Genomic DNA, 25710 nt, shown 5'->3' with positions numbered 1-25710 from the left:
GTCCCGCTCACTCATGAACGCCGGTTGAACAACACCCCAGGGGCGCGGGGAACTGCGCGATAAGCCAAGACGGCGCCGCACCCGCTAAGGCAAGGTCAACCACCCTGTTGCGAGCGCGCCTTGAACGCGGCCTTCCGCGCTTCCTTCGCCACCTTCTTGTCCGGGTGGAGCCGCCCCATCGCCTCCAGCACATCAGCGACGGCAGGATGATCCACCCGCCACACAGCCGCGAAGAACCCACTGTGCTGCTGAGCGAGCCCCTGCACCAGGGCCCGCAGCTCCTCGGAATTGCCCTCAGCCGCAAGCTGCGCGGCCACCGTGTCGATGGTCAGCCAATACACCATCGCCTCGGACGGCGCGGGCACGTCCACCGCCCCGTGCTCGGTCAGCCACACCCGCGCGAGCCCGCCCAGCTCGGCATCGTCGAGGACTTCCCGCAGCGCCGGCTCGGCCGAGGCCCCCACCAGCGACAGGGCCTGCTGACACCGCAACCGCCGCAACGGCGCCCCGGCGTCCGAACCCCGCGCCGCCGTCAGCAGCTCCCGTGCCGCGGCCAGGGATTCCCGCCGCTCCAGCCACTGCTGGGTCTCGGCCTGCGCCGCCCCCGGCGGGAACTCGGCCGTGCCGTCGAGCAGCGCGTCGGCGCCCTTGTCCGCGAGGTCCCCGACGGCCGGTGCCTCGAACCCGGCCTCCAGTAGCCGGGCACGCATCCCGTACAGCCCGAGCGGGGTGAGCCGGACCATGCCGTACCGGGAGACGTCGGTGTCGTCGACGGGCGCCGCGGGCTCCTCGTCGGCGTCGGCCATGAGCGCCTCGTCCACCGGCTGGTACTCCACGAACCCCACGGGCTCCAGCATCCGGAACTGGTCGTCCAGCCGCATCATCGCGTCGGACACCTGCTCCAGGACGTCGTTGGTGGGCTCGTCCATGTCGCCGGGCACGATCACCGACGCGGCCAGCGCGGGCAGCGGCACCGGCGCCTCGCCGGGCGTGTCCTCGCCGACGGTCAGCAGATAGAGGTTGCCGAGCACGCCGTCGAGGAACTCGGCCTCGGACTCGGGGTCCCAGTCGAGCCCGGAGAGGTCGAGCTCGCCGTCCTCGTCGACGAGATCCGCGAGCCCCTCCAGGTCGGGCACGCTCGCGTCGGCGAGCACCGTCTCCAGGGCCGCGAGCCACAGGGCGAGCACGTCCTGCGGCGAGCCACCGGTGAGCAGGGCCAGGTCCTCGCCCGCCCGGACGGTGCCGTCCTCCTCGTCGACCACCTCGACGAGCCCGGTGTCGACGGCCACGCGCCACGCCTCACTGGCGTCGGCGGCGGCATCGTCCCCGCTCAGCCCGAGCGTCTCGGCCGCCGCGGGCAGCTGCTCGTCGACGAGCCCTCCCCCGGCGTCGACGCGGGTGTCCGGCCCGGCCCAGCGGGCGAGCCGGGCGGCCCGGGACAGCAGCGGCGTGGACAGTGCGGCACGTGCCAGCTCCGCTTCGGAAGTCAGCCGCACCGGCGGCAGGGGGGAGCTGTCTGACATCGGCTGTTTCTCCTAGGGCGCCTTTTACGACTCAGCCGCTCAGCCTAGACGGATTTCCACCCATGCCGCCTGCTTCATCTCCCTGTCAGCCGACGTACATGGCCGAAACCTTGACAAGTGACGTGACCAGGCTGGAGATTGACGCGCGTAGAAGTCGGCGGACAGTTGTTCACCGGGCCGGCCCCACCCCGCCCGCTCGTCCACCGCCCGCTACGCGCGTCACACCGCCCGCCCCACAGGTAGCGGCAGTCAGTCCACGCACCACCCTCGTCCCGGCACCTGTCATGTCCCCGGAGGGAACCCCGTTGCCGAGCAAGTCGTCCGCGCGTCTCGCCGCGCTCACCGTCGCCGCCGCGTGCTCCGCGGCATCCACGATCGTCCTCACCACCCCCGCGCACGCGGACTCGGTCCGCGTCCACGACGTCCAGGGCAACACCCGGACCTCCCCGTACGCCGGGAAGCAGGTCACGGACGTGGCCGGAATCGTCACCGGCATCCGGACGTACGGTTCCTCCCGCGGCTTCTGGATCCAGGACCCGAACCCGGACGCCGACCCGGCGACCAGCGAAGGCGTCTTCGTCTTCACCAGCTCGGCGCCGAAGGGAGTCGCCGTCGGTGACTCCGTCACGGTCAGCGGCACGGTCGCGGAGTACGTCCCCGGCGGCGCCACCTCCGGCAACCAGTCGCTGACGGAGATCACCAAGCCGACGTTCACGGTCCTCTCCAGCGGCAACACGCTCCCCGCCGCCACCGCGATCACCTCCCGTTCGGTCCCCGCCACCTACGCACCTCCCGGCGACACGACCACCAACGGCTCGATCAACGCCCTCGCCCTCAAGCCCTCGAAGTACGCCCTGGACCACTACGAGGCGCTGGAGGGCATGACCGTCCGCGTCTCCGACACCCGTGTCGTGGGCGCCACCGACCCGTACACCGAACTCTGGGTGACGGTGAAGCCGCACGAGAACCGCAACCGCCACGGCGGCACGGTCTACGGCTCCTACGACGCCCAGAACACCGGCCGCCTCCAGATCCAGTCCCTCGGGGCGACGGCCGACTTCCCGAAGGCGAACGTGGGCGACACCCTGTCCGGCACGACGGCGGGCCCGCTCGACTACAACCAGTTCGGCGGCTACACCCTGGTCGCGAGCGAACTCGGCACGCTCAAGACGGGTGACCTGAAGCGCGAGACCACCCGTAAGCAGCGCGGCGGCGAACTGGCGGTCGCGACGTACAACGTCGAGAACCTCGACCCGTCCGACGCCACCTTCGCCGAGCACGCCTCCGCGATCGTGAACAACCTGAAGTCGCCGGACATCGTGTCCCTGGAGGAGATCCAGGACAACAACGGCGCGACGAACGACGGCACGGTCGCCGCCGACCAGACCCTGACCAAGCTGATCGACGCGATCGTCGCGGCCGGCGGCCCGAAGTACGACTGGCGCTCCATCGACCCGTCGAACAACACCGACGGCGGCGAGCCGGGCGGCAACATCCGCCAGGCGTTCCTGTTCAACCCGAAGCGGGTCTCCTTCACCGACCGCGCGGGCGGCGACGCCACGACGGCGACCGACGTGACGAAGATCCGCGGCAAGGCCCACCTCACGCTGAGCCCCGGCCGCATCGCCCCCGCCGACGAGGCCTGGAAGAACAGCCGCAAGCCGCTGGCCGGCGAGTTCGCCTTCCGCGGCCGTACGGTCTTCGTGATCGCCAACCACTTCAACTCCAAGGGCGGCGACCAGGGCCTGACCTCCCAGTACCAGCCGCCGTCCCGCAGCTCCGAGACCCAGCGCCACCAGCAGGCCACCCTGGTGAACGCCTTCGTCAAGGACATCCTCGACACCCAGAAGAACGCGGACGTCGTCACGCTGGGCGACATCAACGACTTCGAGTTCTCGAAGACCACGAAGCTCCTGGAGGGCCGCGGCGAACTCTGGTCGGCGATCAAGTCGCTCCCCCGCGACGAGCGTTACTCGTACGTCTACCAGGGCAACAGCCAGGTCCTCGACCAGATCCTGATCAGCCCGTCGATCCGCCGCGACTGCGACTTCGAGTACGACAGCGTGCACACCAACGCGGAGTTCAACGACCAGATCAGCGACCACGACCCCCAGGTCCTGCGCTTCCGCCCGTAACCCACAAGGGCCGGCTGAACAACCGCTTCAGCCGGCCCGCCTCACCCTCACTCAGCGACGGCCGGTGGCAGCCGAGCCGGGACGGCCCGCACCCGCGTACGGCGAGAAGGGGACGTGTCGGGGGGTGTCCGCCCGCAGCGGTTGTCGCGTCAACGAACAGCCAGTCGGCGTGACACCCCATCGCGACGTTCCGAGGACGGACACCCCCCGACGCGGCCCCGACCCACCACCCGGCGCCAGGCGCAACGCGCACCCCCACCAAACCCGCACAAGCGCCGCAGGCACCCGGCACTCAGCGATGCCCGTGATGATGCCTCCGCCGGAGCACCCCGACAGCCACCACAGCCCCCGCGGCCGCCCCCACCACCAGCACCGGCCGCGGATGCCGCAACCCGGCCTGAACAGCGTTCCGCACCGGCCGAGGCCCCGTATGCGTCGCCCTGTCCTGCACCGTGTGCCCAGCCTGCACCGCACTGCTGCGCAACTGCACCGTCATCGCCCCGGCCTTGTCCCGGAGATCAGCCGCCCGCGCCCGCGCGCGCCCCTTCACATCCGCCTTGCCCGCCAACTCCTCCACGGTATTGCCGAGTTCACTGCGGGTCCGCTCGATCTGCCGCCGCAGTTCATCGGGCCCCTTGGCCCCACCCGTCGCGTCCGTCATCGATGCGCCCTTTCCCTGATCTCCTCCACGTCCGCCTTCACACTGCCGAGAGCCTCCTCAGGCGTAGGAGGCGTGGCCCGCCGCAACTGCCCCCGGCCGACCACACCCAGCACAGCCGCGATGACGAACAGCACCCCCGTCACGATGAGCGCAGAGGCCCACACGGACAGCACCAGCGAGAGCGCGGCAACCCCCGTGCCGGCCAGTGCGAGCAGCCCCGCGTAGGCAACGGCACCCGCCGCACCGAGCAGCCCACCGCCACGCCCCGCACGCCGCCCCTTCTCGGCCAGCTCCTCCTTGGCGAGAGCCACTTCCTGCCGCACCAGCTGGGAGAGCTGCTCCGCGGCCTGTCCGACGAGCTCGCCCACGGAGTGGTGCTCGTCGCGCACGACCCGATGTTCCATGGTCCCGGTCACAGTGTTCCGCCTCCTCTCGAAGTAGGAACGCCCGAGTACCCTCACCACCCTCACACAACCTCGAAGCAGATCTAATCAACACCTGGTAGCAGATTTAAGTGGAGCTACACAATCATGCCGCCGACACTACTGACATGACGACGACGCCACCGTTCGGCCGCGCCCTCTGCGCCATGATCACCCCGTTCACCGAGACCGGAACCCTGGACCTCGACGGCGCCCAGCACCTCGCCACCCATCTGGTCGCACACGGCTGCGACGGCCTCGTACTCTCCGGCACGACGGGCGAGTCCCCTACCACCACGGACGCCGAGAAGTCGGCCCTGATCGCCGCCGTCCGCGAGGCCGTGGCCGACCGGGCGTCGATCGTCGCGGGCATCGGCACCGCCGACACGAGGCACACCGCCGACCTGGCCCGGGAGGCGGAGAAGGCGGGCGCGGCCGGCCTGTTGGTGATCCCGCCGTACTACAGCAGGCCCCCGCAGGACGCGATCGAGGCCCACTTCCGCGAGATCGCGGACGCCACCGAACTCCCGCTCATGCTCTACGACATCCCGATCCGCACCGGCATCCGCGTCGAACCCGACACGATCCTCCGCCTCGCCGAACACCCCCGGATCACCGCGGTCAAGGACTGCTCGTACGACTTCCTGGGCGCCCAGAAGGTGCTGGACCGCACGGACCTGGCGTACTACGCGGGCTGCGACGAGCACAATCTCGCGCTGTACGCCGTAGGCGGCACGGGCTACGTCAGCACGGTCGCGAACGTGATCCCGAGCCACCTACGAGCGGTCCTGGACGCGTTCGACGCGGGCGACACCGCACAGGCGGCCCGCCTCCAGCAGCGGGCCATCCCCCTCATCGAGGCGATCATGTCGGCAGGTCTGCCGGGCACCGTCACCACGAAGGCGCTCCTCACCGCACTGAACCTCCCGGCGGGCCCGGTCCGCGCTCCCCTACGCCCCGCCGACCGCACCAGGACCGACGAACTCCTGTCGCTCCACAGGACCCTGACCACCACCTGACCACCACCCGACCGGCCCCGGGGTGGGCCCTGCCCCGCCAACGGGCCGGGGTCCGCACCGCACCCACGTGCGATACGAACCCCGGCACCCCGCCCCGCAGCCGTGCTGCCGGCTCAGTTCCAGGCGTACCCGTCACCGAACAGCAGCGTGTGCTCCAGCACGTCCTCCGCCGGGTCGTCGACCTGCCCGGTGCTGACGTTGACCAGACCGAACCGGTGGCCGTTGTGCGAGTTCGTGTTGGTCTCGTCGGCGTGCGCGGCCCCCGCCGGAAGCCAGCACACCGCCAGTGCCGCGACCGCCCCGGCCAGACAGCGCGCCACGACCCGCTCCCGCTCGTTCCTCATGCCCCGGTCCTCGTTTCATCGGTTCGGCGTCAGATCGGACACTGCGTCCACCGGTTCATCTGCCTGCCCCGTCACGAGGTCACGCCCGCTCATGCGTCCGTATGTGTCCCGGCCCAGCGGAAGGCGTCAGTGTTCTCCGCCGCCCACTGCCTAAACGGCCTGGCCGAGGACCCGGTGACCTGCGCGACCGTGTCGCGCACCGCCAGCAACTCGTCGTTGACGTCCCCGCCCATGAGATCGAGCACCGCGTGCGCGATCTCGTCCCCCAGGAAGGGCGCCAGCTGCCGGTGCGCCTCCTCAGGGCTGATCTCGACGAGGGTCACCGCCCGCCCCAGAGCCGCCGCCACGGCCGCGACCTGCTGCCGGACGGTGACGCGTGCCGGCCCGGTCAGTGCGTACGTCCGCCCTCGATGCTCCGGCCCGGTCAGAGCCGCCCGGGCGACCGCGGCGATGTCCGCGGGGTGCACGGCGGGAAGCCCGAGGTCCGCATACGGCGCCCGCACCACGCCCTCCGCACGGATCGACCCCGCCCACCACAACGTGTTCGAGGCGAACTGCGTCGGCCGCAGGATCGTCCAGGCCATGCCGCTGTCCTTGAGCAACCGCTCGACGGCCAGGTTGTCGCCCGCCGCGGGCAGGTGCGGATGGGTCTGCACGGTGATCGACGACACGAGCACCACATGCTCGACACCCGCCTGCCGGGCCGCCGCGAGAACCTCTCCTTCGGCCCCCGTCCCCGACAACAGGAACAGCGAACGCACCCCCTCCAGCGCGTCCTTCAGGGAATCCGCCCGCGCGAGATCGCCCTCGGCGACTTCGACCCCCTCGGGAAACGAGACCCGTCCCGCATCCCTCGTCAGAGCCCGCACAGCCGCGGAACCCGCCAAGCTCAACTCCCCCAGCAGAGCCCTTCCGATGTTCCCGGTCGCACCGGTCACAAGAATCATCGCCGCCCGCTCCTGCCCCAGATATCGATCACTTGCCCGGCAGGCTAGGACCTCGACCTTGCTTGAGGTCAAGGCGGCGGAACGGCCGTGAACACACGAACGCCCTCCCGTCCGTTCTCGGGCCCGGGAGGGCGCTCGGCGATGACCGACGCGGATCAGTTGTGGCTGTGCAGAATCTCGTTCAGCCCGCCCCACACCGCGTTGTTCGGCCGGGCCTCGACCGTGCCGGTGACCGAGTTGCGGCGGAACAGGATGTTGGAGGCGCCGGACAGCTCGCGGGCCTTGACGATCTGGCCGTCGGGCATGGTGACGCGGGTGCCGGCGGTGACGTAGAGGCCGGCCTCGACGACGCACTCGTCGCCGAGGGCGATGCCCACGCCCGCCTCGGCGCCGATCAGGCAGCGCTCACCGACGGAGATGATGACGTTGCCGCCGCCGGACAGCGTGCCCATGGTGGAGGCGCCGCCGCCGATGTCCGAGCCGTCGCCGATCAGGACGCCCGCGGAGATACGGCCCTCGACCATCGACGTGCCGAGCGTGCCGGCGTTGAAGTTGACGAAGCCCTCGTGCATGACGGTGGTGCCCTCGGAGAGGTGCGCACCGAGGCGGACCCGGTCGGCGTCGGCGATGCGGACGCCCTTGGGGGCCACGTAGTCCGTCATGCGCGGGAACTTGTCGACGCTCGTCACCTGGAGGTGCAGGCCCTCGGCGCGCGCGTTCAGGCGGACCTTCTCCAGGTCGTCGACGGCGACCGGGCCAAGCGAGGTCCAGGCGACGTTCGCGAGGTGGCCGAAGATGCCGTCGAGGCTCTGGCCGTGCGGCTTCACCAGACGGTGCGAGAGCAGGTGCAGACGCAGGTAGACGTCGTGCGCGTCGACCGGCTTCTCGTCGAGCGAGGCGATGACCGTGCGGACCGCGACCACCTCGACGCCCCGGCGGGCGTCGGGGCCGACGGCGGCGGTCGCGCCGCCGCCGAGCAGCTCCGCGGCACGCTCGGCGGACAGCCGCTCGGTGCCGGACGGGCCGGGCTCGGTGGCCAGCTCGGGTGCGGGGAACCAGGTGTCGAGGACGGTGCCGTCGGCGGCGATCGTGGCGAGGCCGGCGGCCACGGCGCCGGTGGTGCGAGGAGCAGTCGTGTCGGTCATGAGGGAAACCTAACCGGCGAGCGGCGGTCGATGCGAACCGGTACGGGGCCGTCTCACGTGCCGGGCGGTACGTCTCCGTGCTGGTCGGCGACGCGCGGCGGCCGCCCCGCCACCGGCCTCACTCCTCCCGCGCCCCGCGAGGTCCCGCCCCCGCCACGACCCGCCCCAGCACCTCCCGTGCGTACGCCTCGTCGTACGGCACTCCCGTCAGCAGCACCTGAAGACAGATGCCGTCGATGAGCGCCACGAGCGCCCGCGCGGTGACCGGATCCGTGCGCCCGGACAGCAACTCGGCGAATCCCCCGGTGCACTCGGAGGCGACAGGGCGCAGGGCGGGTCGCCGCAGCGCGGCCAGATACAGCTCGTACTCCAGCTCGATGCCGCTGCGGTCGCCCGCGAGCCACTCGCTCATCCACCCGGCGAGTTCGGCCGCGAGGTCGGTCCGCGGATCCCGCAGGCCGTCGCGTGCGGCGGCCACCTTGGCGAACCCCTCGTTGGCCTGCCGCAGGGCGGCGACCAGCAGCTCGTCGAGGGTCTTGAAGTGGTAGGTCGTGGAGCCGAGCGGCACATCGGCCTCGGCGGCGGCACTGCGGTGGCTCAGCCCCGCGATGCCCTTCGCCCCGACGACCCGGATCGCCGCGTCGATGATCCGCTGCCGCCGCTCGGGGTCGTAGCGCCGGGGCATCAGTGAGCACCTCCCAGATTCAGCACCACGACCCCGGCGATGATCAGCGCGATACCGGCGGCCTTGGCCGCGGTCAGGCCCTCCCCCAGGAACAGGATCCCGATGGTGGCGATGGCCGCGGTGCCGACGCCGGCCCAGATCGCGTAGGCCGAGCCGACGGAGACGGTCTTCAGCGTCTGCGCGAGCAGTGCGAAGGAGACGACGTATCCGAGGAGCGTGAGCAGCGAGGGCCCGAGCCTGCTGAAGCCGTCGCTGTACTTCATGGCGGTGGTCGCACCCACTTCGGCGGCGATGGCCGCGGACAGCAGCAGATATCCCATGCGTACGAGCGTACACACCATCTGTACGACCGTACACATCACAGGACGGAAACCGCTCTCACATAACGCCCCCAGTGATCCCACACGTCCACTACGGTGTCACCGATCACGCACCGGGCCACCACAACTGCGCCGCCGTCAAGGGTGCCCGATGGAGGAACAAGCGCATGACAGAAGACAAGTCCCGGCCGCCACAGGACCGTCCGTGGGAGAGCGGCTGGGCCCCGGACACCACCCGGGCACCGGGAACGCGAAGGCTCTGGCTGGCGGGCGCCCTCGCCCTGGTCACGGTCAGCGCGTGTGTGACGGCGATCGCCGTGATGGACAGTCAGTCCGGCGAACCCGCACCCGAGTCGGCGGAGCCGACGACACTCAGCAACTCGGCCCCTGGCGGCCTGATCTCCTTCGCGACACCCTCCGGGAACGCCACGCACGCGCCCGGCAAGGATCGCGGACGCCCGTCCCCCACCCCGACGACGAGCGCGCCCACCAGCCCGAGCGCCTCCGCGAAGCCGCGTCCGAAGGCGCCGAAGCCCTCCGATTCCCACCGGACTTCACCGGCCCCGAAGCCCCCGAAGTCCGACGGGACATCCATACGCTCCGTCAACTACCCCGACCGCTACTGGCGGGTGCGCGACGGCTATGTGCGCCTGGACTCGGTCGGCTCCGGCCCCGAGCAGCGTGAGGACGCCACCTTCCGGCGCGTCTCCGGACTCGACGACTCCTCCTGCTACTCCTTCACCACCGCGGACGGCCGCTACCTCCGCCACCGCAGCTTCGTCCTCGTCAAGGACAGCGACGACGGCTCGGCCCTGTTCCGCAAGGACGCCACCTTCTGCCCCCGCCCCGTGTACCCCTCGGGCGCGGTCATGCTGGAGTCGGTGAACTACCCGGGCCGCTTCCTGCGCCACCGCAACTTCCAGCTCCGCCTCGACCCGTACCAGCACTACGGCGACTTCCGCGCGGACGCGTCGTTCCGGCTGGTGGACGGGCTGGACTGAGCCGCGCCGGAGACGAGCATGCGAAGGGGCGGCACCGGAAAGGTGCCGCCCCTTCGTCCTACGGGTATCTCAGACGTTGAACCCGAGCGCCCGAAGCTGCTCCCGGCCGTCGTCCGTGATCTTGTCGGGGCCCCACGGGGGCATCCAGACCCAGTTGATGCGCAGTTCGTTCACGATGCCGTCCGTGGCGGACTTCGCCTGGTCCTCGATGACGTCGGTGAGCGGACAGGCCGCCGACGTCAGGGTCATGTCGATCGTCGCGATGTTCGCGTCGTCGATGTGAATGCCGTAGATCAGCCCGAGGTTGACGACGTCGATACCCAGCTCGGGGTCGACAACGTCGTACAGAGCCTCGCGGACCTCGTCCTCCGAGGCCGGCTTCATCTCGATGGTCTCGCTCATGCCGTCGTCTTCCTTTCGGCGTCGGGCTCGCCCAAGGCCTGGGCCGTAGCGTCCTTCCAGGCCATCCAGCTCAACAGGGCGCACTTGACCCGGGCCGGGTACTTGGAGACCCCGGCGAACGCGACCGCGTCCTCCAGGACCTCCTCCATGGCGTCGTCGGGCTCGAGCTTCCCCTTGGACTGCATCAGCTCCAGGAAGGTCTCCTGGATCTTCCGCGCGTCGGAGAGGTCCTTGCCGACGAGGAGTTCGTTCAGTACGGACGCGCTCGCCTGGCTGATGGAACAGCCCTGGCCCTCGTACGAGACGTCCTCGATCGTCGTGCCGTCGTACTTCACGCGCAGGGTGATCTCGTCCCCGCACGTCGGGTTGACGTGGTGCACCTCGGCGTCGCCGTCCCGCAAGCCCCGCCCGTGCGGGTTCTTGTAGTGGTCCAGGATGACTTCCTGGTACATCGAATCCAGCTTCACGGTTTCCGCACGCCTCTCAGCCGAAGAAGTTCCGTACGTGCTCCAGGCCGTCGACCAGTGCGTCGATCTCGGCCGGCGTGGAGTACAGATAGAACGACGCTCGCGTGGTCGCGGGAATTCCGTAGCGCAGGCAGACCGGCCGCGCGCAGTGGTGGCCGACCCGGACCGCGATGCCCTGCTCGTCGAGGACCTGGCCCACGTCGTGCGGGTGGATGTCCCCGAGGGTGAAGGAGATCGCCGCGCCCCGCTCCTCGGCCGTGGTGGGGCCGATGATCCGGAGGTCGGGGACCTCCAGGAGCCGCTTCACCGCGTACTCGGTGAGCGCGTGCTCGTGGGCGAAGATCTTGTCCATGCCGATCGAGTTGAGATAGTCGATCGCCGCGCCGAGCCCGACCGCCTGGGCGATCGGGGGCGTGCCCGCCTCGAACTTGTGAGGCGCCGGGGCGTAGGTCGAGGAGTGCATCGACACCGTCTCGATCATCTCGCCGCCGCCGAGGAACGGAGGCAGGTCCTCAAGGAGTTCCTGCCGTCCCCACAGGACGCCGATGCCGGTCGGGCCGCACATCTTGTGGCCGGTGAAGGCCACGAAGTCGGCCTGCAGGGCCTGTACGTCCAGCGGCATGTGCGGAGCGGCCTGCGAGGCGTCGACGCACACCAGCGCACCGACCTCCTGGGCGCGGCGCACTATCGCCTCGACCGGGTTCTGGGTGCCCAGGATGTTGGAGACCAGCACGAAGGAGACGATCTTCGTCTTCTCCGTGATGACCTGGTCGATGTTGGACAGGTCGAGGCGGCCGTCGTCGGTGAGGCCGAACCACTTCAGCTTCGCGCCCGTGCGCTGCGCGAGCAGCTGCCACGGCACGATGTTGGAGTGGTGCTCCATCTCCGTGATGACGATCTCGGTCTCGGAGTCCACGCGGTAGGGCTCGTCGGCCCAGCCCAGCATGTTCGCCACGAGGTTGAGCGACTCCGAGGCGTTCTTGGTGAAGATCACCTCGTTGCGCGAGGGCGCGTTGATGAACTCCGCGACCTTGTCGCGCGCGCCCTCGTACAGCGCCGTGGCCTCCTCGGCGAGGACATGCACGCCACGGTGGACGTTGGCGTTGTAGCGCTCGTAGTACTCACTGAGTGCGTCCAGCACCTGGCGCGGCTTCTGGCTGGTCGCCGCGTTGTCCAGGTACACGAGCTTCTGGCCGTCGTGGACCTGCCGGTCCAGGATCGGGAAGTCCTTGCGGAGCGCCTCGGTGTCGAGGAGGCCCGGCAGCTGTGTCACGCGGATGCGCCACCCTTCGTGTATGCCTCGTAGCCCTCGTCCTCCAGCTTGTCGGCGAGCTCGGCGCCGCCGGACTCGACGATGCGGCCGCCGGAGAAGACGTGCACGTGGTCGGGCTTGATGTAACGGAGGATGCGGGTGTAGTGGGTGATCAGCAGGGTGCCGACCTCACCCGTCTCACGGACCCGGTTCACGCCCTCGGAGACGACGCGCAGGGCGTCGACGTCCAGGCCGGAGTCGGTCTCGTCGAGGACCGCGACCTTCGGCTTGAGCAGCTCCAGCTGGAGGATCTCGTGGCGCTTCTTCTCACCGCCGGAGAAGCCCTCGTTGACGTTGCGCTCGGCGAAGGCGGGGTCGATGTTGAGGCGCTGCATGGCCTCCTTGACCTCCTTCACCCAGGTGCGCAGCTTGGGGGCCTCGCCGCGGATGGCGGTGGCGGAGGTGCGCAGGAAGTTGGAGACGGAGACGCCGGGGACCTCGACCGGGTACTGCATGGCGAGGAACAGGCCGGCGCGGGCCCGCTCGTCGACGGACATCTCCAGGACGTCCTCGCCGTCGAGGGTGACGGTGCCGCCGGTGATCGTGTACTTCGGGTGACCCGCGAGGGAGTAGGCGAGGGTCGACTTGCCGGAGCCGTTCGGGCCCATGATGGCGTGCGTCTCGCCCTGCTTCACGGTGAGGTCGACGCCCTTGAGGATCTCCTTCGTGGCGTTGTCGGCCTCGACGGTGACGTGCAGGTCTCGGATTTCAAGCGTTGCCATGGGTGCCTCAGGACTCCTGGGTGAGGGAGACGAGCACGTCGTCCCCTTCGATCTTTACGGGGTATACGGGGACGGGGCGCGTCGCCGGAAGGGCGTCGGGCTTGCCGGAACGGAGGTCGAAGCGCGAGCCGTGCAGCCAGCACTCGATGTGACAGTCGTCGACCTCGCCCTCCGACAGGGAGACGTTCGCGTGCGAGCAGATGTCGTACACCGCGAACACCTCGCCCTCGGTCTGCACGATGGACATGGGCGTGCCGTCGAGTTCCACCCGCTTCGGGGTGTCGTCCTCCAGCTCGCTCAGCCCACAGACGCGTACAAATGCGAGGCTCATGCCACCGACGCCTCCAGCTCCTCGTCGATCTTGGCGATCAGGCGCTCCTCGATGTCCGGGAGGCCGATCTGCTGGACCAACTCGGCGAAGAAGCCGCGGACCACGAGGCGGCGGGCCTCCTGCTCCGGGATGCCGCGAGCCATGAGGTAGAAGAGCTGCTCGTCGTCGAAGCGGCCGGTCGCCGAGGCGTGGCCGGCGCCGACGATCTCGCCGGTCTCGATCTCGAGGTTGGGTACGGAGTCCACGCGCGCCCCGTCCGTGAGGACCAGGTTGCGGTTCATCTCGTAGGTGTCGGTGCCCTCGGCCTTGGCCTCGATGAGCACGTCGCCGATCCACACCGCGTGCGCCTCGTCGCCCTGGAGCGCGCCCTTGTAGACGACGTTCGACTTGCAGTGCGGGACGTTGTGGTCGACCAGGAGGCGGTGCTCCTGGTGCTGGCCCTGGTCGGTGAAGTACAGGCCGAACAGCTCGGCCTCGCCGCCGGGGCCGGCGTAGGCGACGCGCGGGTGCAGCCGGACGACGTCGCCGCCGAAGGTGACGACGACCGACTTGAAGGAGGCGTCGCGGCCGACGAGCGCGTTGTGCTGGGCGACGTGGACGGCCTTCTCGTCCCAGTCCTGGACGGAGACGACGGTCAGCTTGGCGCCGTCGCCCAGGAGGTAGTCGACGTTGGCGGCGAGCACCGCGTCACCGGTGTGGTCGATGACCACGACGGCCTCGGCGAAGGCGCCCAGCTCGATCACCTGGTGGCCGAAGGCGGTCCCGCCCTCACCGTGCACCGCGACGCGGATCGGCTCGGTGAGGACGGTCTCCTTCGGGACGGTCACGACCGAGGCCTTCTCGAAGGCGGAGTAGGCCTGGGCGGCGACGCGGTCCGCCGGGGTGCCCGCCTTGCCGAGCCGCGCGTCGTCGCGGCCGACGGCCTCGACGGTGACGCCCTCGGGGGCCTGGACTTCGACCTTCACGCCGTTGCCGGTCGCGACGGCGGTGCCGTCGTGCAGGCCGCGCAGGCGCTCCAGCGGAGTGAACCGCCACTCCTCCTCCCGGCCGTGCGGGACGGGGAAGTCCGCCACGTCGAAGGAGGGGGGCGCGCTCATGCGGGTCGCGACGGTCGACTCGGCCGCCACCGCGATCGAGCCGGTGGTGGTGGACCCCACCGGTGGGGGTCCCCCCGCCCGAGCGGAGTCGAGGGTGGGGGAGTTCTGGGCCTCAGCCATGGCTGTCGTAGTGCTCGCTTTCCGTTACGTAAGGGCTTGATGGACTGCGGCGGGGTTAGCCGACCGCGCCTTCCATCTGCAGCTCGATCAGCCGGTTGAGCTCCAGCGCGTACTCCATGGGGAGCTCCTTGGCGATGGGCTCGACGAAGCCGCGCACGATCATCGCCATGGCCTCGTCCTCCGACAGACCGCGGCTCATCAGGTAGAAGAGCTGGTCATCGGAGACCTTGGAGACGGTCGCCTCGTGGCCCATGGACACGTCGTCCTCGCGGACGTCCACGTAGGGGTAGGTGTCCGAGCGGGAGATCGTGTCGACGAGCAGCGCGTCACAGAGCACGTTCGACTTCGAGCCCGGGGCGCCCTCGCCGATCTCGATGAGACCGCGGTAGGAGGTGCGGCCACCACCGCGCGCGACGGACTTCGAGACGATGTTGGACGACGTGTTCGGCGCCATGTGGACCATCTTGGCGCCCGCGTCCTGGTGCTGGCCCTCGCCCGCGAAGGCGATGGACAGGGTCTCGCCCTTGGCGTGCTCGCCCATCAGGTAGACGGCCGGGTACTTCATCGTCACCTTGGAGCCGATGTTGCCGTCGACCCACTCCATGGTCGCGCCCTCGTAGGCCACGGCGCGCTTGGTGACCAGGTTGTAGACGTTGTTCGACCAGTTCTGGATGGTCGTGTAGCGGCAGCGGGCGTTCTTCTTGACGATGATCTCGACGACCGCGGAGTGCAGCGAGTCCGACTTGTAGATCGGGGCGGTGCAGCCCTCGACGTAGTGCACGTAGGCACCCTCGTCGACGATGATCAGGGTCCGCTCGAACTGGCCCATGTTCTCCGTGTTGATGCGGAAGTAGGCCTGGAGCGGGATCTCCACGTGGACGCCCGGCGGCACGTAGATGAAGGAGCCGCCCGACCACACGGCGGAGTTCAGCGAGGCGAACTTGTTGTCGCCGACGGGGATGACGGTCCCGAAGTACTCCTTGAAGAGCTCCGGGTGCTCCTTCAGGGCCGTGTCGGTGTCGAGGAAGATGACGCCCTGCTCCTCCAGGTCCTCGCGGATCTGGTGGTAGACGACCTCGGACTCGTACTGGGCGGCGACACCGGCGACGAGGCGCTGCTTCTCCGCCTCGGGGATGCCGAGCTTGTCGTACGTGTTCTTGATGTCCTCGGGCAGGTCCTCCCAGGACTCCGCCTGCTTCTCCGTGGAGCGCACGAAGTACTTGATGTTGTCGAAGTCGATCCCCGACAGGTCCGAGCCCCAGTTCGGCATGGGCTTCTTCTCGAAGAGGCGCAGACCCTTGAGACGGAGCTTGGTCATCCACTCCGGCTCGTTCTTCTTGTCGGAGATGTCGCGGACGACGTCCTCGTTGATGCCGCGCTTGGCAGAGGCGCCGGCCGTGTCGGAGTCGGCCCAGCCGTATTCGTACTTACCCAGACCCTCGAGCTCAGGGTGGGCAGTCTCCGTGGGGAGAGTCATGCGGGGTTCCTCCCGGCCGTGCTTGCGGATGCGTTGTCGCTGTCAACTTGCGTGTGGGAAATCTTGGGGATGAACGTCGTGCAGACGCCGTCGCCGTGCGCGATGGTGGCGAGCCGCTGTACATGTGTACCGAGCAGCTCGGCGAAGAATTCCGTCTCCGCCTCGCACAGTTGCGGGAACTGCTCGGCGACGTGGGCGACCGGGCAGTGGTGCTGGCAGAGCTGTTCACCCTGTTGCGGGTGGGGCGCACTGCGCGCCGTAGCAGCGTACCCGTCCGCGCTCAGGGCCTTGGCCAGCGCTTCGGTCCGCTTCTCGGGCGGCACCGCCGCGATCGCTTCGCGGTACGCGCCCGCCTGTGCGGCGATCCTGGCGCGGGCGAAGGCGGCGATCGCCTCGCCGCCGCCCTCACGGTCGCCGATCCAGCGCAGCGCGTCGGCCGCGAGCTTGTCGTACGACTGGTCGAAGGCGTCCCGGCCGCAGTCCGTCAGGGCGAACGCCTTGGCGGGGCGGCCGCGGGTGCGCGCACCGTAGACCCGCTGCTCGCGCGCTTCCACGACACCGTCGCCCGCGAGGGCGTCGAGGTGCCGGCGTACGGCCGCCTGGGTGAGGCGCAGCCGCTCGGCGAGCTCGGCGACGGTCGACGGGCCGTGGTCCAGGATGGATCGCGCGACGCGGTTGCGGGTGGACCGCTCACCGGTCGCGAGCTCCTCCTGTGGGGCACCCATGGGAGCCTCCCGAGCCTCGCCGACGTTTTTCACAACGCCATTGTTGCGTAATTCGTCAGGACCGGGCAAGCCACGCCCGGCCCGCTCGACGGTGCCTTGCGTCACTTAGGTAAAGCTAACCTGACCTGCAGAAACGATCTTTGATCGATCAAACCGGTGGCATGCCGAAGCCCCTTCGGGGACACTCCCGAACCATGTCCACACCCCCTCCGACCGGCCCTCTTGTCACCCGGGACACACTGCGGACGCAGCTGGGCGAACTGGGCGTACGGCCCGGCGAGACCCTTCTCGTGCACTCCTCGCTCAGCGCCCTCGGCTGGGTCAACGGCGGCGCCGTCGCGGTGGTGCGGGGGCTGCTCGACGCGCTCGGCCCGGAGGGCACTCTGGTGGTCCCCACGCAGACCGGGGACCTCTCCGACCCGGTCCTGTGGCGCAAGCCGCCCGTACCGCCGGAATGGTGGGCGGCCATCCGAGCCACGATGCCCGCGTACGACCCCCGGATCACGCCCGCACGAGGGGTCGGAGTCGTCCCGGAGACGGTACGGACCTGGCCCGGCGCCCTGCGCAGCGCCCATCCGCAGACCTCGTTCGCGGCGGTCGGGCCGCGCGCGGCGGAGGTGACCGAGGGGCACGCACCCGACTGCAGGCTCGGCGAGCGCAGCCCGCTCGCGACGCTGGAGGCGACGGGCGCCCGGGTCCTGCTGCTCGGTGCCGGCTACGCCTCCTGTACCAGCTTCCACCTCGCCGAGTACCGCATACCGTCCCCGCGCGTCGCCGTGGGCCGGCCCGGTCCCGACGGCTGGGAGACCGTGACCGAGGTGTCGATCAGCTCGGACCGCTTCGACGAGCTGGGCTACGACTTCGAACGGGACCGTCCCGTCGTACGCGGGAAGGTGGGGGCGGCCGAGGCCCGGCTGTTCCCGGTGGCGGACGCGGTGGCCTACGCCGAACGGTGGCTGGCGGTGCACCGGCCGCGTGAGGAGGAGTTCCCGCACCCCCCGGTCTGAGCCCCCGCGCGCCTACCTAGACTCTGGACCCATGCGAAGTGAGCCCGTGGTCCAGGTCCAGGCCCTGGTGAAGCGGTACGGCCCGAAGACCGCGGTGGACGGGCTCGACCTGGTGGCCCGGGAGGGCGTGACCGCCGTGCTCGGCCCCAACGGGGCGGGCAAGACGACGACGGTCGAGACCTGCGAGGGGTACCGGAAGCCGGACGCCGGCACGGTGCGCGTCCTGGGCCTCGACCCGGTCAGGGAGTCCGGGCGGCTGCGGCCCCGCATCGGCGTGATGCTCCAGTCCGGCGGCGTGTACTCGGGCTCCAGGGCCGACGAGATGCTCCGGCACGTCGCCAGGCTGCACGCTCACCCGCTGGACGTGGACGCGCTCGTCGAACGCCTGGGGCTCGGCTCCTGCGGGCGTACGACCTACCGGCGGCTGTCGGGCGGGCAGCAGCAGCGGCTCGCGCTGGCGATGGCCGTGGTCGGGCGCCCCGAGCTGGTGTTCCTGGACGAGCCGACCGCCGGTCTCGACCCGCAGGCCCGCCGCGCCACCTGGGACCTGGTCCGGGACCTGCGCGCCGACGGCGTCTCGGTGATCCTCACCACCCACTACATGGACGAGGCCGAGCAGCTCGCCGACGACGTGGCGATCATCGACGCGGGCCGGGTCATCGCCCAGGGCTCCCCGGAGGAGCTGTGCAAGGGCGGCGCCGAGAACACGCTCCGCTTCACCGGCCGTCCCGGCCTGGACGTGGGCTCGCTGCTCAAGGCCCTGCCCGCCGACTCCTCGGCCGCCGAGCTGACGCCGGGTTCCTACCGGGTCATCGGCAAGATCGACCCGCAGCTGCTCGCGACGGTCACCTCCTGGTGCGCCCAGCACGGCGTGATGCCGGAGAAGATCTCGGTGGAGCGGCACTCCCTGGAAGACGTCTTCTTGGAGCTCACGGGTAAGGAGCTGCGTTCGTGACCGCCACCGGCACCTATGCGCCGAAGCCGGGGGCCGCGCCCCTGCCCCGCATGATCGCGGCCCAGGCCGCGCTCGAGACGAAGATGCTGCTGCGCAACGGCGAGCAGCTGCTGCTGACGGTCGTGATCCCGACCCTGCTGCTCGTCCTCTTCAGCACCGTCGACATCGTCGACACGGGCGAGGGGAAGGCTGTCGACTTCCTGACGCCCGGCATCCTCGCGCTCGCGGTGATGTCGACGGCGTTCACCGGCCAGGCGATCGCCACCGGCTTCGAGCGCCGCTACGGCGTTCTGAAGCGGCTTGCCTCCTCGCCCCTGCCGCGCTGGGGCCTGATGACGGCGAAGACGCTGTCCGTGCTGGTCACCGAGGTGCTCCAGGTGGTCCTGCTGACGGTGATCGCCTTCGCGCTCGGCTGGTCGCCGCAGGGCAACCCGTTCGCCGTCCTGCTGCTCCTGGTCCTCGGCACGGCGGCCTTCTCGGGCCTCGGCCTGCTGATGGCCGGGACCCTGAAGGCCGAGGCGACCCTGGCCGCCGCCAACCTGGTGTTCCTGCTGCTGCTCGTCGGCGGCGGGGTCGTCGTTCCGCTGGACAAGTTCCCCGAGGGCGCGCAGGACGTACTCGGCCTGCTGCCCATCTCGGCGCTGTCCGACGGGCTGCGGGACGTGCTCCAGCACGGGGCCGGCACGCCCTGGGCCGACCTGGGGATCCTGGCGGTCTGGGCCGTGGCCGGGCTGGCCGCCGCCGGACGGTTCTTCCGCTGGGAGTAGGCCATGAGGGACCCTCGTGAAAGCGTGCACAAGCGGCGCCCTACGATGGGTCGCGTGCCAAAAGTGACCCGCGCCGACGCCAAGGCCGCCCTGCGCAACCCGCTCGCCTTCATCGCCGCACGCTGGACCCCGGAACCCCGGACCGTCCAGCGGGCCGCCATGTCCGCCGTCGTGATGTCGGTGCTCATCGTGGTCACCGGCGGTGCCGTACGGCTGACCGGCTCGGGCCTCGGCTGCCCGACCTGGCCCAAGTGCACCGAGACCTCGCTCACCGCCACCAGCGAGATGGGCGTCCACGGCGTCATCGAGTTCGGCAACCGCATGCTGACGTACGTGCTGTGCGCGGCCGTCGGCTGGGCGATCATCGCCGCGCGCTCGCAGAAGCCGTACCGGCGCGGCCTGGTCCGGCTGGGCTGGGCGCAGTTCTGGATCGTGATGAGCAACGCGGTGCTCGGCGGCATCGTGGTGCTGGTCGGTCTCAACCCGTACACCGTCGCGGCCCACTTCGTGGCGACGTCCGCGCTCATCGCGGTGGCCACGGTGATGTGGCAGCGCACCCGTGAGGGCGACACCGCACCGCGCCCGCTGGTCGGCAAGGCCGTACGGCAGCTGGTGTGGTTCCTGACCGCGGCCGCCGTCCTGCTCATCCTCGTCGGCACCGTGGTCACCGGCGCGGGCCCGCACGCGGGCGACTCCAGCGAGGTCGAGCGGATGCCGGTCGACTGGGAGACGGTGAGCAAGCTGCACGCCGTGCTGGCGTGGATCGTGGTGACGCTGACGTTCGCCCTGTGGTTCGTCCTCAAGGCGGTCGACGCGCCGAAGGACCCGCTGAAGCGCACCCGAGAACTGTTCCTGATCCTGCTCGCGCAGGGCGTCATCGGATACGTCCAGTACTTCACGGACCTGCCCGAGGTCCTGGTCGGCCTGCACATGTTCGGCTCGGCCGTGATGTGGATCTGGGTGCTGCGGGTGGTGCTGTCGCTGCGCGAGCGCCCGGAGGTGGCCGTGGACCTGCCCGGCCCCGCCGCCGAGGCCTCCCTGACGAAGGCCTAGTCGAGCCCGTACACCCTGCGCGCGTTCCCCGACGCCAGCATCCCCGCCACCCGCTGCGCGTCGGACAGGGACCACGCGCCCTCGGCGACCCAGGTGCCGAGCACCCGGCCGAGCGCCTCGCGGAACAGCCGGGCAGCCACCACGTGCAGCTCGGGCAGCCCCTGGGCGCCGCTGGAGAAGAGGATCTTGCCGAACGGGGCCAGCTCCAGGATCTCCGCGAGGACGGTCGCGGCCCGGGCGCCGGTGCGGACCAGGGCGGCGCCGCAGTCGGCGTGGACGTGCGGGAAGACGCCGGCCAGATGGGCGGCGTGCCGGTGGTACGGGTAGCCGTGCAGCAGGACGAGGTCCGTGCCGAGCCCGGCCGTGGCCCGCACGAAGTCCGTCAGCAGCACCGGATCCGTACGGTCGATGCGCAGGCCCGGCGCCCCGAGCCCCGCGTGCAGCTGGAGCGGCAGACCCGAGGCGACGGCGCTCCACAGCAGATGCCGCAGCAGCACGGGGTCACTCAGCTCCCCGCCGACCCCGCGCCCCGCGAGCCAGCGGCCGGCCGCCCCCCGCACCTCTCCCGGCCCGGGCGGCTCGGGCGCGAGCGCGAGGCCGTGCCGTACGCCCGCGACCGAGGTGAAGGCGACGGCGTGCGCGGCGGCGGCGTGCACGGACTCGGCGAGGTTGGCGAGGAAGGACTCGACGGTCCCGGAGGTGTCGGCGACCTGCTCGGCGAGCAGTTCCAGGCGCACGATCTCGTGGGCCTCGGCGGCACCCGCTGAGGCCAGCTCGCGGGGCTCGGTGAGGTCGCCGGGCAGGCCGGTGTCGACGAGGTACGTCGTGATGCCGCTGCCGCGCAGGAGCCGGCGGCCGGACTCCAGGACGCCCAGTTCACGGCGGCGGGCCAGGTAGTGGGCGGGGGTGCAGTGGGGTTCCAGGCCGAGCAGGGGCGGGCACCAGCGCCGTACGGCGAAGCCGGTCTGGGTGTCGAAGAGGGTGGTGCCGGGGGCGGGTGGGCCCTCGGTGCGGGAGAGGTGGGCCTCGAAGGTGCCGAGGCCCAGTTCCGTGCGGAGTACTCCGTGGCAGTACTGGTCCACCAGTGAGGGCGTTTCGATCATCCGGGCCTCCCGGTGTGGACCCTGTTGCTTTCAAGGGTCCTAACGGGTGAACCGGGTTCGAGGTCGCGGTCCCGGACGGGGGTGCGGGTGAATCGGCGACTGCCGGCGGAGTGTGGCTTGTCGCGCAGTTCCCCGCGCCCCTGAAGACAAAAAGGCCGGCCGCTCAGCCGTTGGACGGGCCGCCGACCTGGATGCCCGCCATGCGGGACCACTCGTAGGGGCCCGTCTTGACCTTGGCCGCGAATTCGCCGTCGAAGGACTCGTGGCGGGTGATGCCCGACTTCTCCACCGCCTGGTCGGCGATCTCGTACGACGGGGCGACCAGGTCGCCCCAGTTGCCGTCCTCGCCGACGAGGACGATGCGGGCGCCGCGTTCGCCGAGGTAGGCGATCTGGCCCTCGGCGCCGCCGTGGTCCTTGGAGAAGGAGGTGATCTGCTTGGCGAGCCGGGCGACCTTGCGCTCGGTCTTCGGGTCAACCTGCTGCGTGTCTGCCATGGTCAGGATGCTACTCACGAGTAGATCGACTGGCGAGAGCAGGGCCCTGTGACGTACGTCAGCGCAGGAACGGGTCGACCGCGACCGCCACGAACAGGATCGACACGTAGGTGATCGACCAGTGGAAGAGCCGCATCTCCTTGAGCTTGGCGCCCGTCACCTCGGCCCTGGCGCGGTTCTGCAGGCCGTGTGCCTCCCACAGCCAGAAGCCGCCGGCCAGCAGGGCGACCGCCGTGTAGAACCAGCCCGTGTAGCCGAGCGGGGTCAGCAGGAGCGAGACGGCGACCATGACCCAGCTGTAGATCACGATCTGCTTGGCGACCACCTTGTTGGAGGCGACCACCGGCAGCATCGGCACGCCCACGCGCGCGTAGTCCTCCTTCACCTTCATCGACAGCGGCCAGTAGTGCGGCGGCGTCCAGAAGAACATGACGAGGAACAGGATGATCGGCGCCCACGACATGGAGTTCGTGACCGAGGACCAGCCGATCAGCACGGGCAGACAGCCGGCGATGCCGCCCCACACGATGTTCTGTGAGGTACGGCGCTTGAGGATCATCGTGTAGACGACGACGTAGAACAGGAGTGCGCCGAGGGAGAGCCAGGCCGAGAGCCAGTTGACCGTGAGGCCGAACAGCAGCGTCGAGACGACGGCCAGGGTGATGCCGAAGGCCAGGCACTCGCGCGGGCTGACCATGCCGGTGACCAGCGGGCGCTGCGAGGTGCGGTCCATCAGCGCGTCGATGTCGCGGTCGATGTACATGTTGAGCGCGTTCGCGCCACCGGCGGACAGGTAGCCGCCGACACAGGTCAGCAGCACCAGCGTCAGGTCGGGCACACCCTGCTGCGCCAGGAACATCACCGGAACCGTGGTGATCAGCAACAGCTCGATGATCCGCGGCTTGGTGAGAGCCACGAACGCCATGACACGGGCCCCGAGCGGCCGGTGGGCCGGGCTCTGGTCCGTCCCGGTCATCCCCGCTGGACGGGATTCAACGGCCGTCACGCACACCCCTACAGAGACATCCCAGCGAGCCGCACCCGTGTGAAGTACCGGTAAAGGCTCGCGCGTACCACGCCACTTTAGACGTTGCCCAGAGTCGGACATTCGCGGGGGTCGGGTCGTGTTGGGGGGAGGCTTCCGACGGGCGCGTGGAAGCTCGATTGAGCACCCGGATGAGCGGCTGCGTATTCACATGCCTAATGCGGTTCGGCCCAGTCAGGAGGCGGATCGGGAGGAGTCCCGGCACTCTGGAACGACCAGGAAGAACGCGTGTCCCACGGGGGTAGGCTCGACTGCGGCCGGTGGGCGCCCCGATACACCGGCATCCGAACATGTGGAGAGGAGCCCTGACCCAGGGTGAGCACCAAGCCGACCACAACAGACCTCGAGTGGACCGCGTTGGACCAGCGGTCCGTCGACACCGCGCGTGTCCTGGCCGCCGATGCCGTACAGAAGGTCGGTAACGGCCATCCGGGTACGGCGATGAGCCTGGCGCCTGCCGCCTACACCCTCTTCCAGAAGGTGATGCGGCACGACCCGGCGGACGCCGACTGGGTCGGGCGGGACCGCTTCGTGCTGTCCGCCGGCCACTCGTCCCTGACCCTCTACACCCAGCTGTACCTGGCCGGTTTCGGCCTGGAGCTGGACGATCTGAAGTCCTTCCGCACGTGGGGTTCGAAGACCCCGGGTCACCCCGAGTACGGGCACACGACCGGTGTGGAGACCACGACCGGCCCGCTCGGACAGGGCGTCGCGAACGCGGTGGGCATGGCCATGGCCGCCCGCTACGAGCGCGGTCTGTTCGACCCGGAGGCCGCCGAGGGCGAGTCCCCCTTCGACCACTTCATTTACTGCATCGCCGGCGACGGCTGTCTGCAGGAGGGCATCTCCTCCGAGGCCTCGTCCCTCGCGGGACACCAGAAGCTCGGCAACCTGGTCCTGCTGTGGGACGACAACCACATCTCGATCGAGGGCGACACCGAGACGGCCGTGTCCGAGGACACGGTGAAGCGGTACGAGGCGTACGGCTGGCACGTGCAGCGCGTGGCGCCGAAGCCGGACGGCGACCTGGACCCGCACGCCCTCTACGACGCGATCGAGGCGGCCAAGGCGGTCACCGACCGGCCGTCGTTCATCGCGATGCGCTCGATCATCGCCTGGCCCGCCCCGAACGCGCAGAACACCGAGGCCGCGCACGGCTCGGCGCTGGGTGACGACGAGGTGGCCGCGACCAAGCGCGTGCTGGGCTTCGACCCGGAGCAGAGCTTCGAGGTCTCCGACGAGGTCATCACGCACACCCGCAGGGCGCTGGAGCGGGGCCAGGCGGCCCGGGCCGTGTGGGAGAAGGCGTACCAGCAGTGGCGGGACAACAACCCCGAGCGCGCCGCCGAGTACGACCGGATCGCCAAGGGCGAGCTGCCGACCGGCTGGGAGGAGAAGATCCCGGTCTTCGAGGTCGGCAAGGGCGTGGCCACGCGTGCCGCCTCCGGCAAGGTCCTCCAGGCGCTCGGCGGGGTCGTCCCCGAGCTGTGGGGCGGCTCGGCCGACCTGGCCGGCTCGAACAACACCACGATCGACAAGACGTCGTCGTTCCTCCCGGCGGACAACCCGCTGTCCGAGGCGGACCCGTACGGCCGCACGATCCACTTCGGTATCCGTGAGCACGCGATGGCCGCCGAGATGAACGGCATCGCGCTGCACGGCAACACCCGGATCTACGGCGGCACGTTCCTGGTCTTCTCCGACTACATGCGCAACGCGGTGCGGCTGTCGGCGCTGATGCACCTGCCGGTGACGTACGTGTGGACGCACGACTCCATCGGCCTGGGCGAGGACGGCCCGACGCACCAGCCGATCGAGCACCTGGCGTCGCTGCGTGCGATCCCGGGTCTGAACCTGGTGCGCCCGGCGGACGCCAACGAGACCGCGATCGCCTGGCGCGAGATCCTCAAGCGCTGGACGAAGGAGTTCGGCAAGGGCCAGCCGCACGGTCTGGCGCTGACGCGTCAGGGCGTGCCGACGTACGAGCCCAACGAGGACGCCGCCAAGGGCGGTTACGTCCTGTTCGAGGCCGACGGCGGCGAGCCCGAGGTCGTCCTCATCGCCACCGGCTCGGAGGTGCACGTCGCCGTCGAGGCGCGCGAGCAGCTCCAGGGCGCCGGCGTGCCCACGCGCGTGGTGTCCATGCCGTCGGTGGAGTGGTTCGAGCAGCAGGACCAGGGGTACCGGGACAGCGTCCTTCCGCCTGCCGTGAAGGCCCGCGTCGCGGTCGAGGCCGGTATCGGACTGACCTGGCACAAGTACGTCGGGGACGCCGGCCGCATCGTTTCCCTGGAGCACTTCGGTGCTTCGGCCGACGGCAAGGTCCTTTTCCGCGAGTTCGGCTTCACTGCCGAGAACGTGGCCGCCGCCGCCCGGGAATCGATCGCCGCAGCCCAGCGCTGACGCTCATATACGACACGTAGGAGATG

Annotated in this window: 27 protein-coding genes; 8 read left to right on the top strand and 19 right to left on the bottom strand. The window is 70.2% G+C overall.

Annotated features, from left to right (window positions below; translation table 11 throughout):
* Nucleotides 1-95: 95 nt before the first annotated feature.
* On the bottom strand, nucleotides 96-1523 hold the full coding sequence (locus ACZ6I3_RS04195) for a hypothetical protein (RefSeq protein WP_469411485.1): 1428 nt from the start codon (nucleotides 1521-1523) through the stop codon (nucleotides 96-98).
* 305 nt (nucleotides 1524-1828) lie between these two features.
* Here ACZ6I3_RS04195 and ACZ6I3_RS04190 point away from each other — a divergent pair, with 305 nt between their 5' ends.
* The gene (locus ACZ6I3_RS04190) at nucleotides 1829-3658 is read left to right on the top strand and encodes an endonuclease/exonuclease/phosphatase family protein (protein WP_469411483.1); all 1830 of its coding nucleotides are present in this window, start codon (nucleotides 1829-1831) and stop codon (nucleotides 3656-3658) included.
* A 292-nt stretch (nucleotides 3659-3950) separates the two neighbouring features.
* Here ACZ6I3_RS04190 and ACZ6I3_RS04185 read toward each other — a convergent pair whose 3' ends face one another.
* Both ACZ6I3_RS04185 and ACZ6I3_RS04180 read right to left on the bottom strand, forming a co-directional pair.
* Nucleotides 3951-4319: a DUF3618 domain-containing protein gene (locus ACZ6I3_RS04185; RefSeq protein ID WP_469411481.1), complete on the bottom strand. Its 369-nt coding sequence runs from the start codon at nucleotides 4317-4319 to the stop codon at nucleotides 3951-3953.
* A complete protein-coding gene (locus ACZ6I3_RS04180) occupies nucleotides 4316-4735 on the bottom strand; it encodes a phage holin family protein (RefSeq protein WP_469411479.1) in 420 nt (139 codons plus the stop codon). Before ACZ6I3_RS04180 ends, ACZ6I3_RS04185 begins: the two co-directional genes overlap by 4 nt.
* Nucleotides 4736-4869: 134 nt before the next feature.
* On the opposite strand from ACZ6I3_RS04180, the gene dapA reads away from it, so the two are divergent.
* On the top strand, nucleotides 4870-5760 hold the full coding sequence (gene dapA / locus ACZ6I3_RS04175; protein ID WP_469411478.1) for a 4-hydroxy-tetrahydrodipicolinate synthase: 891 nt from the start codon (nucleotides 4870-4872) through the stop codon (nucleotides 5758-5760).
* Between the two features lie 113 nt (nucleotides 5761-5873).
* Here dapA and ACZ6I3_RS04170 read toward each other — a convergent pair whose 3' ends face one another.
* From ACZ6I3_RS04170 to ACZ6I3_RS04150, 5 genes are all read right to left on the bottom strand, one after another.
* On the bottom strand, nucleotides 5874-6104 hold the full coding sequence (locus ACZ6I3_RS04170) for a hypothetical protein (RefSeq protein WP_469411476.1): 231 nt from the start codon (nucleotides 6102-6104) through the stop codon (nucleotides 5874-5876).
* An 89-nt stretch (nucleotides 6105-6193) separates the two neighbouring features.
* A complete protein-coding gene (locus ACZ6I3_RS04165; protein WP_469411474.1) occupies nucleotides 6194-7051 on the bottom strand; it encodes an SDR family oxidoreductase in 858 nt (285 codons plus the stop codon).
* Nucleotides 7052-7206: 155 nt separating this feature from the next.
* Nucleotides 7207-8196 carry a 2,3,4,5-tetrahydropyridine-2,6-dicarboxylate N-succinyltransferase gene (dapD, locus tag ACZ6I3_RS04160; protein ID WP_469411472.1) on the bottom strand — a complete coding sequence of 330 codons (990 nt, stop codon included), beginning with the start codon at nucleotides 8194-8196 and terminating at the stop codon, nucleotides 7207-7209.
* A gap of 118 nt (nucleotides 8197-8314) precedes the next feature.
* The gene (locus ACZ6I3_RS04155) at nucleotides 8315-8881 is read right to left on the bottom strand and encodes a TetR/AcrR family transcriptional regulator (protein WP_469411470.1); all 567 of its coding nucleotides are present in this window, start codon (nucleotides 8879-8881) and stop codon (nucleotides 8315-8317) included.
* Complete coding sequence (locus ACZ6I3_RS04150; RefSeq protein ID WP_469411468.1) at nucleotides 8881-9201, bottom strand: DMT family transporter; 321 nt, start codon at nucleotides 9199-9201, stop codon at nucleotides 8881-8883. Before ACZ6I3_RS04150 ends, ACZ6I3_RS04155 begins: the two co-directional genes overlap by 1 nt.
* Before the next feature lie 167 nt (nucleotides 9202-9368).
* Here ACZ6I3_RS04150 and ACZ6I3_RS04145 point away from each other — a divergent pair, with 167 nt between their 5' ends.
* Nucleotides 9369-10202, top strand: a complete 834-nt coding sequence (locus ACZ6I3_RS04145; protein WP_469411467.1) for an AbfB domain-containing protein — start codon at nucleotides 9369-9371, stop codon at nucleotides 10200-10202.
* 69 nt (nucleotides 10203-10271) lie between these two features.
* Here ACZ6I3_RS04145 and ACZ6I3_RS04140 read toward each other — a convergent pair whose 3' ends face one another.
* Genes ACZ6I3_RS04140 through ACZ6I3_RS04105 form a run of 8 tightly spaced genes read right to left on the bottom strand, consistent with a single transcriptional unit; the run spans nucleotide 10272 to nucleotide 16888 of the window.
* Complete coding sequence (locus ACZ6I3_RS04140; protein ID WP_184596910.1) at nucleotides 10272-10604, bottom strand: metal-sulfur cluster assembly factor; 333 nt, start codon at nucleotides 10602-10604, stop codon at nucleotides 10272-10274.
* Nucleotides 10601-11071, bottom strand: a complete 471-nt coding sequence (gene sufU, locus ACZ6I3_RS04135; protein WP_469411464.1) for a Fe-S cluster assembly sulfur transfer protein SufU — start codon at nucleotides 11069-11071, stop codon at nucleotides 10601-10603. The genes ACZ6I3_RS04140 and sufU overlap by 4 nt, the downstream gene beginning before the upstream one ends.
* 16 nt (nucleotides 11072-11087) lie before the next feature.
* Nucleotides 11088-12344 carry a cysteine desulfurase gene (locus tag ACZ6I3_RS04130; protein ID WP_391113127.1) on the bottom strand — a complete coding sequence of 419 codons (1257 nt, stop codon included), beginning with the start codon at nucleotides 12342-12344 and terminating at the stop codon, nucleotides 11088-11090.
* Nucleotides 12341-13105 (bottom strand): Fe-S cluster assembly ATPase SufC, encoded by a 765-nt coding sequence (sufC, locus tag ACZ6I3_RS04125; protein ID WP_469411463.1) that lies wholly within the window; start codon nucleotides 13103-13105, stop codon nucleotides 12341-12343. Before sufC ends, ACZ6I3_RS04130 begins: the two co-directional genes overlap by 4 nt.
* 7 nt (nucleotides 13106-13112) lie before the next feature.
* Nucleotides 13113-13436, bottom strand: coding sequence for a non-heme iron oxygenase ferredoxin subunit (locus ACZ6I3_RS04120; protein ID WP_189731059.1), 324 nt, complete (start codon nucleotides 13434-13436; stop codon nucleotides 13113-13115).
* Entirely contained in the window at nucleotides 13433-14653 is a 1221-nt protein-coding gene (gene sufD, locus ACZ6I3_RS04115) for a Fe-S cluster assembly protein SufD (RefSeq protein ID WP_469411460.1), read from the bottom strand. The genes ACZ6I3_RS04120 and sufD overlap by 4 nt, the downstream gene beginning before the upstream one ends.
* A 55-nt stretch (nucleotides 14654-14708) precedes the next feature.
* Nucleotides 14709-16130, bottom strand: a complete 1422-nt coding sequence (sufB, locus tag ACZ6I3_RS04110; protein ID WP_189731056.1) for a Fe-S cluster assembly protein SufB — start codon at nucleotides 16128-16130, stop codon at nucleotides 14709-14711.
* Entirely contained in the window at nucleotides 16127-16888 is a 762-nt protein-coding gene (locus ACZ6I3_RS04105) for a helix-turn-helix transcriptional regulator (protein WP_469411458.1), read from the bottom strand. The genes sufB and ACZ6I3_RS04105 overlap by 4 nt, the downstream gene beginning before the upstream one ends.
* 161 nt (nucleotides 16889-17049) lie before the next feature.
* On the opposite strand from ACZ6I3_RS04105, the gene ACZ6I3_RS04100 reads away from it, so the two are divergent.
* From ACZ6I3_RS04100 to ACZ6I3_RS04085, 4 genes are read left to right on the top strand one after another with little or no spacing between them, the layout of a single operon-like run.
* Nucleotides 17050-17862: an AAC(3) family N-acetyltransferase gene (locus tag ACZ6I3_RS04100; RefSeq protein WP_469411457.1), complete on the top strand. Its 813-nt coding sequence runs from the start codon at nucleotides 17050-17052 to the stop codon at nucleotides 17860-17862.
* A gap of 31 nt (nucleotides 17863-17893) precedes the next feature.
* Nucleotides 17894-18817: an ABC transporter ATP-binding protein gene (locus tag ACZ6I3_RS04095; RefSeq protein WP_469411455.1), complete on the top strand. Its 924-nt coding sequence runs from the start codon at nucleotides 17894-17896 to the stop codon at nucleotides 18815-18817.
* Nucleotides 18814-19584, top strand: a complete 771-nt coding sequence (locus ACZ6I3_RS04090) for an ABC transporter permease (protein ID WP_469411453.1) — start codon at nucleotides 18814-18816, stop codon at nucleotides 19582-19584. The genes ACZ6I3_RS04095 and ACZ6I3_RS04090 overlap by 4 nt, the downstream gene beginning before the upstream one ends.
* A gap of 3 nt (nucleotides 19585-19587) precedes the next feature.
* Nucleotides 19588-20637 carry a COX15/CtaA family protein gene (locus ACZ6I3_RS04085; protein ID WP_469411452.1) on the top strand — a complete coding sequence of 350 codons (1050 nt, stop codon included), beginning with the start codon at nucleotides 19588-19590 and terminating at the stop codon, nucleotides 20635-20637.
* Here ACZ6I3_RS04085 and ACZ6I3_RS04080 read toward each other — a convergent pair.
* The 3 genes from ACZ6I3_RS04080 to ACZ6I3_RS04070 form a co-directional block, all read right to left on the bottom strand.
* The gene (locus ACZ6I3_RS04080) at nucleotides 20634-21740 is read right to left on the bottom strand and encodes an amidohydrolase family protein (RefSeq protein WP_469411450.1); all 1107 of its coding nucleotides are present in this window, start codon (nucleotides 21738-21740) and stop codon (nucleotides 20634-20636) included. The two genes, ACZ6I3_RS04085 and ACZ6I3_RS04080, sit on opposite strands and share 4 nt — an antisense overlap.
* A gap of 163 nt (nucleotides 21741-21903) precedes the next feature.
* Nucleotides 21904-22236 (bottom strand): hypothetical protein, encoded by a 333-nt coding sequence (locus tag ACZ6I3_RS04075; RefSeq protein ID WP_469411449.1) that lies wholly within the window; start codon nucleotides 22234-22236, stop codon nucleotides 21904-21906.
* A gap of 58 nt (nucleotides 22237-22294) precedes the next feature.
* A complete protein-coding gene (locus tag ACZ6I3_RS04070) occupies nucleotides 22295-23212 on the bottom strand; it encodes a heme o synthase (RefSeq protein ID WP_469411448.1) in 918 nt (305 codons plus the stop codon).
* Nucleotides 23213-23596: 384 nt separating this feature from the next.
* On the opposite strand from ACZ6I3_RS04070, the gene tkt reads away from it, so the two are divergent.
* Nucleotides 23597-25684 (top strand): transketolase, encoded by a 2088-nt coding sequence (gene tkt / locus ACZ6I3_RS04065; protein WP_469411446.1) that lies wholly within the window; start codon nucleotides 23597-23599, stop codon nucleotides 25682-25684.
* Nucleotides 25685-25710: the final 26 nt, after the last annotated feature.

The organism is Streptomyces sp. NPDC041940 (assembly GCF_055589465.1).
This window is presented reverse-complemented; position numbering and strand designations above follow the sequence as displayed.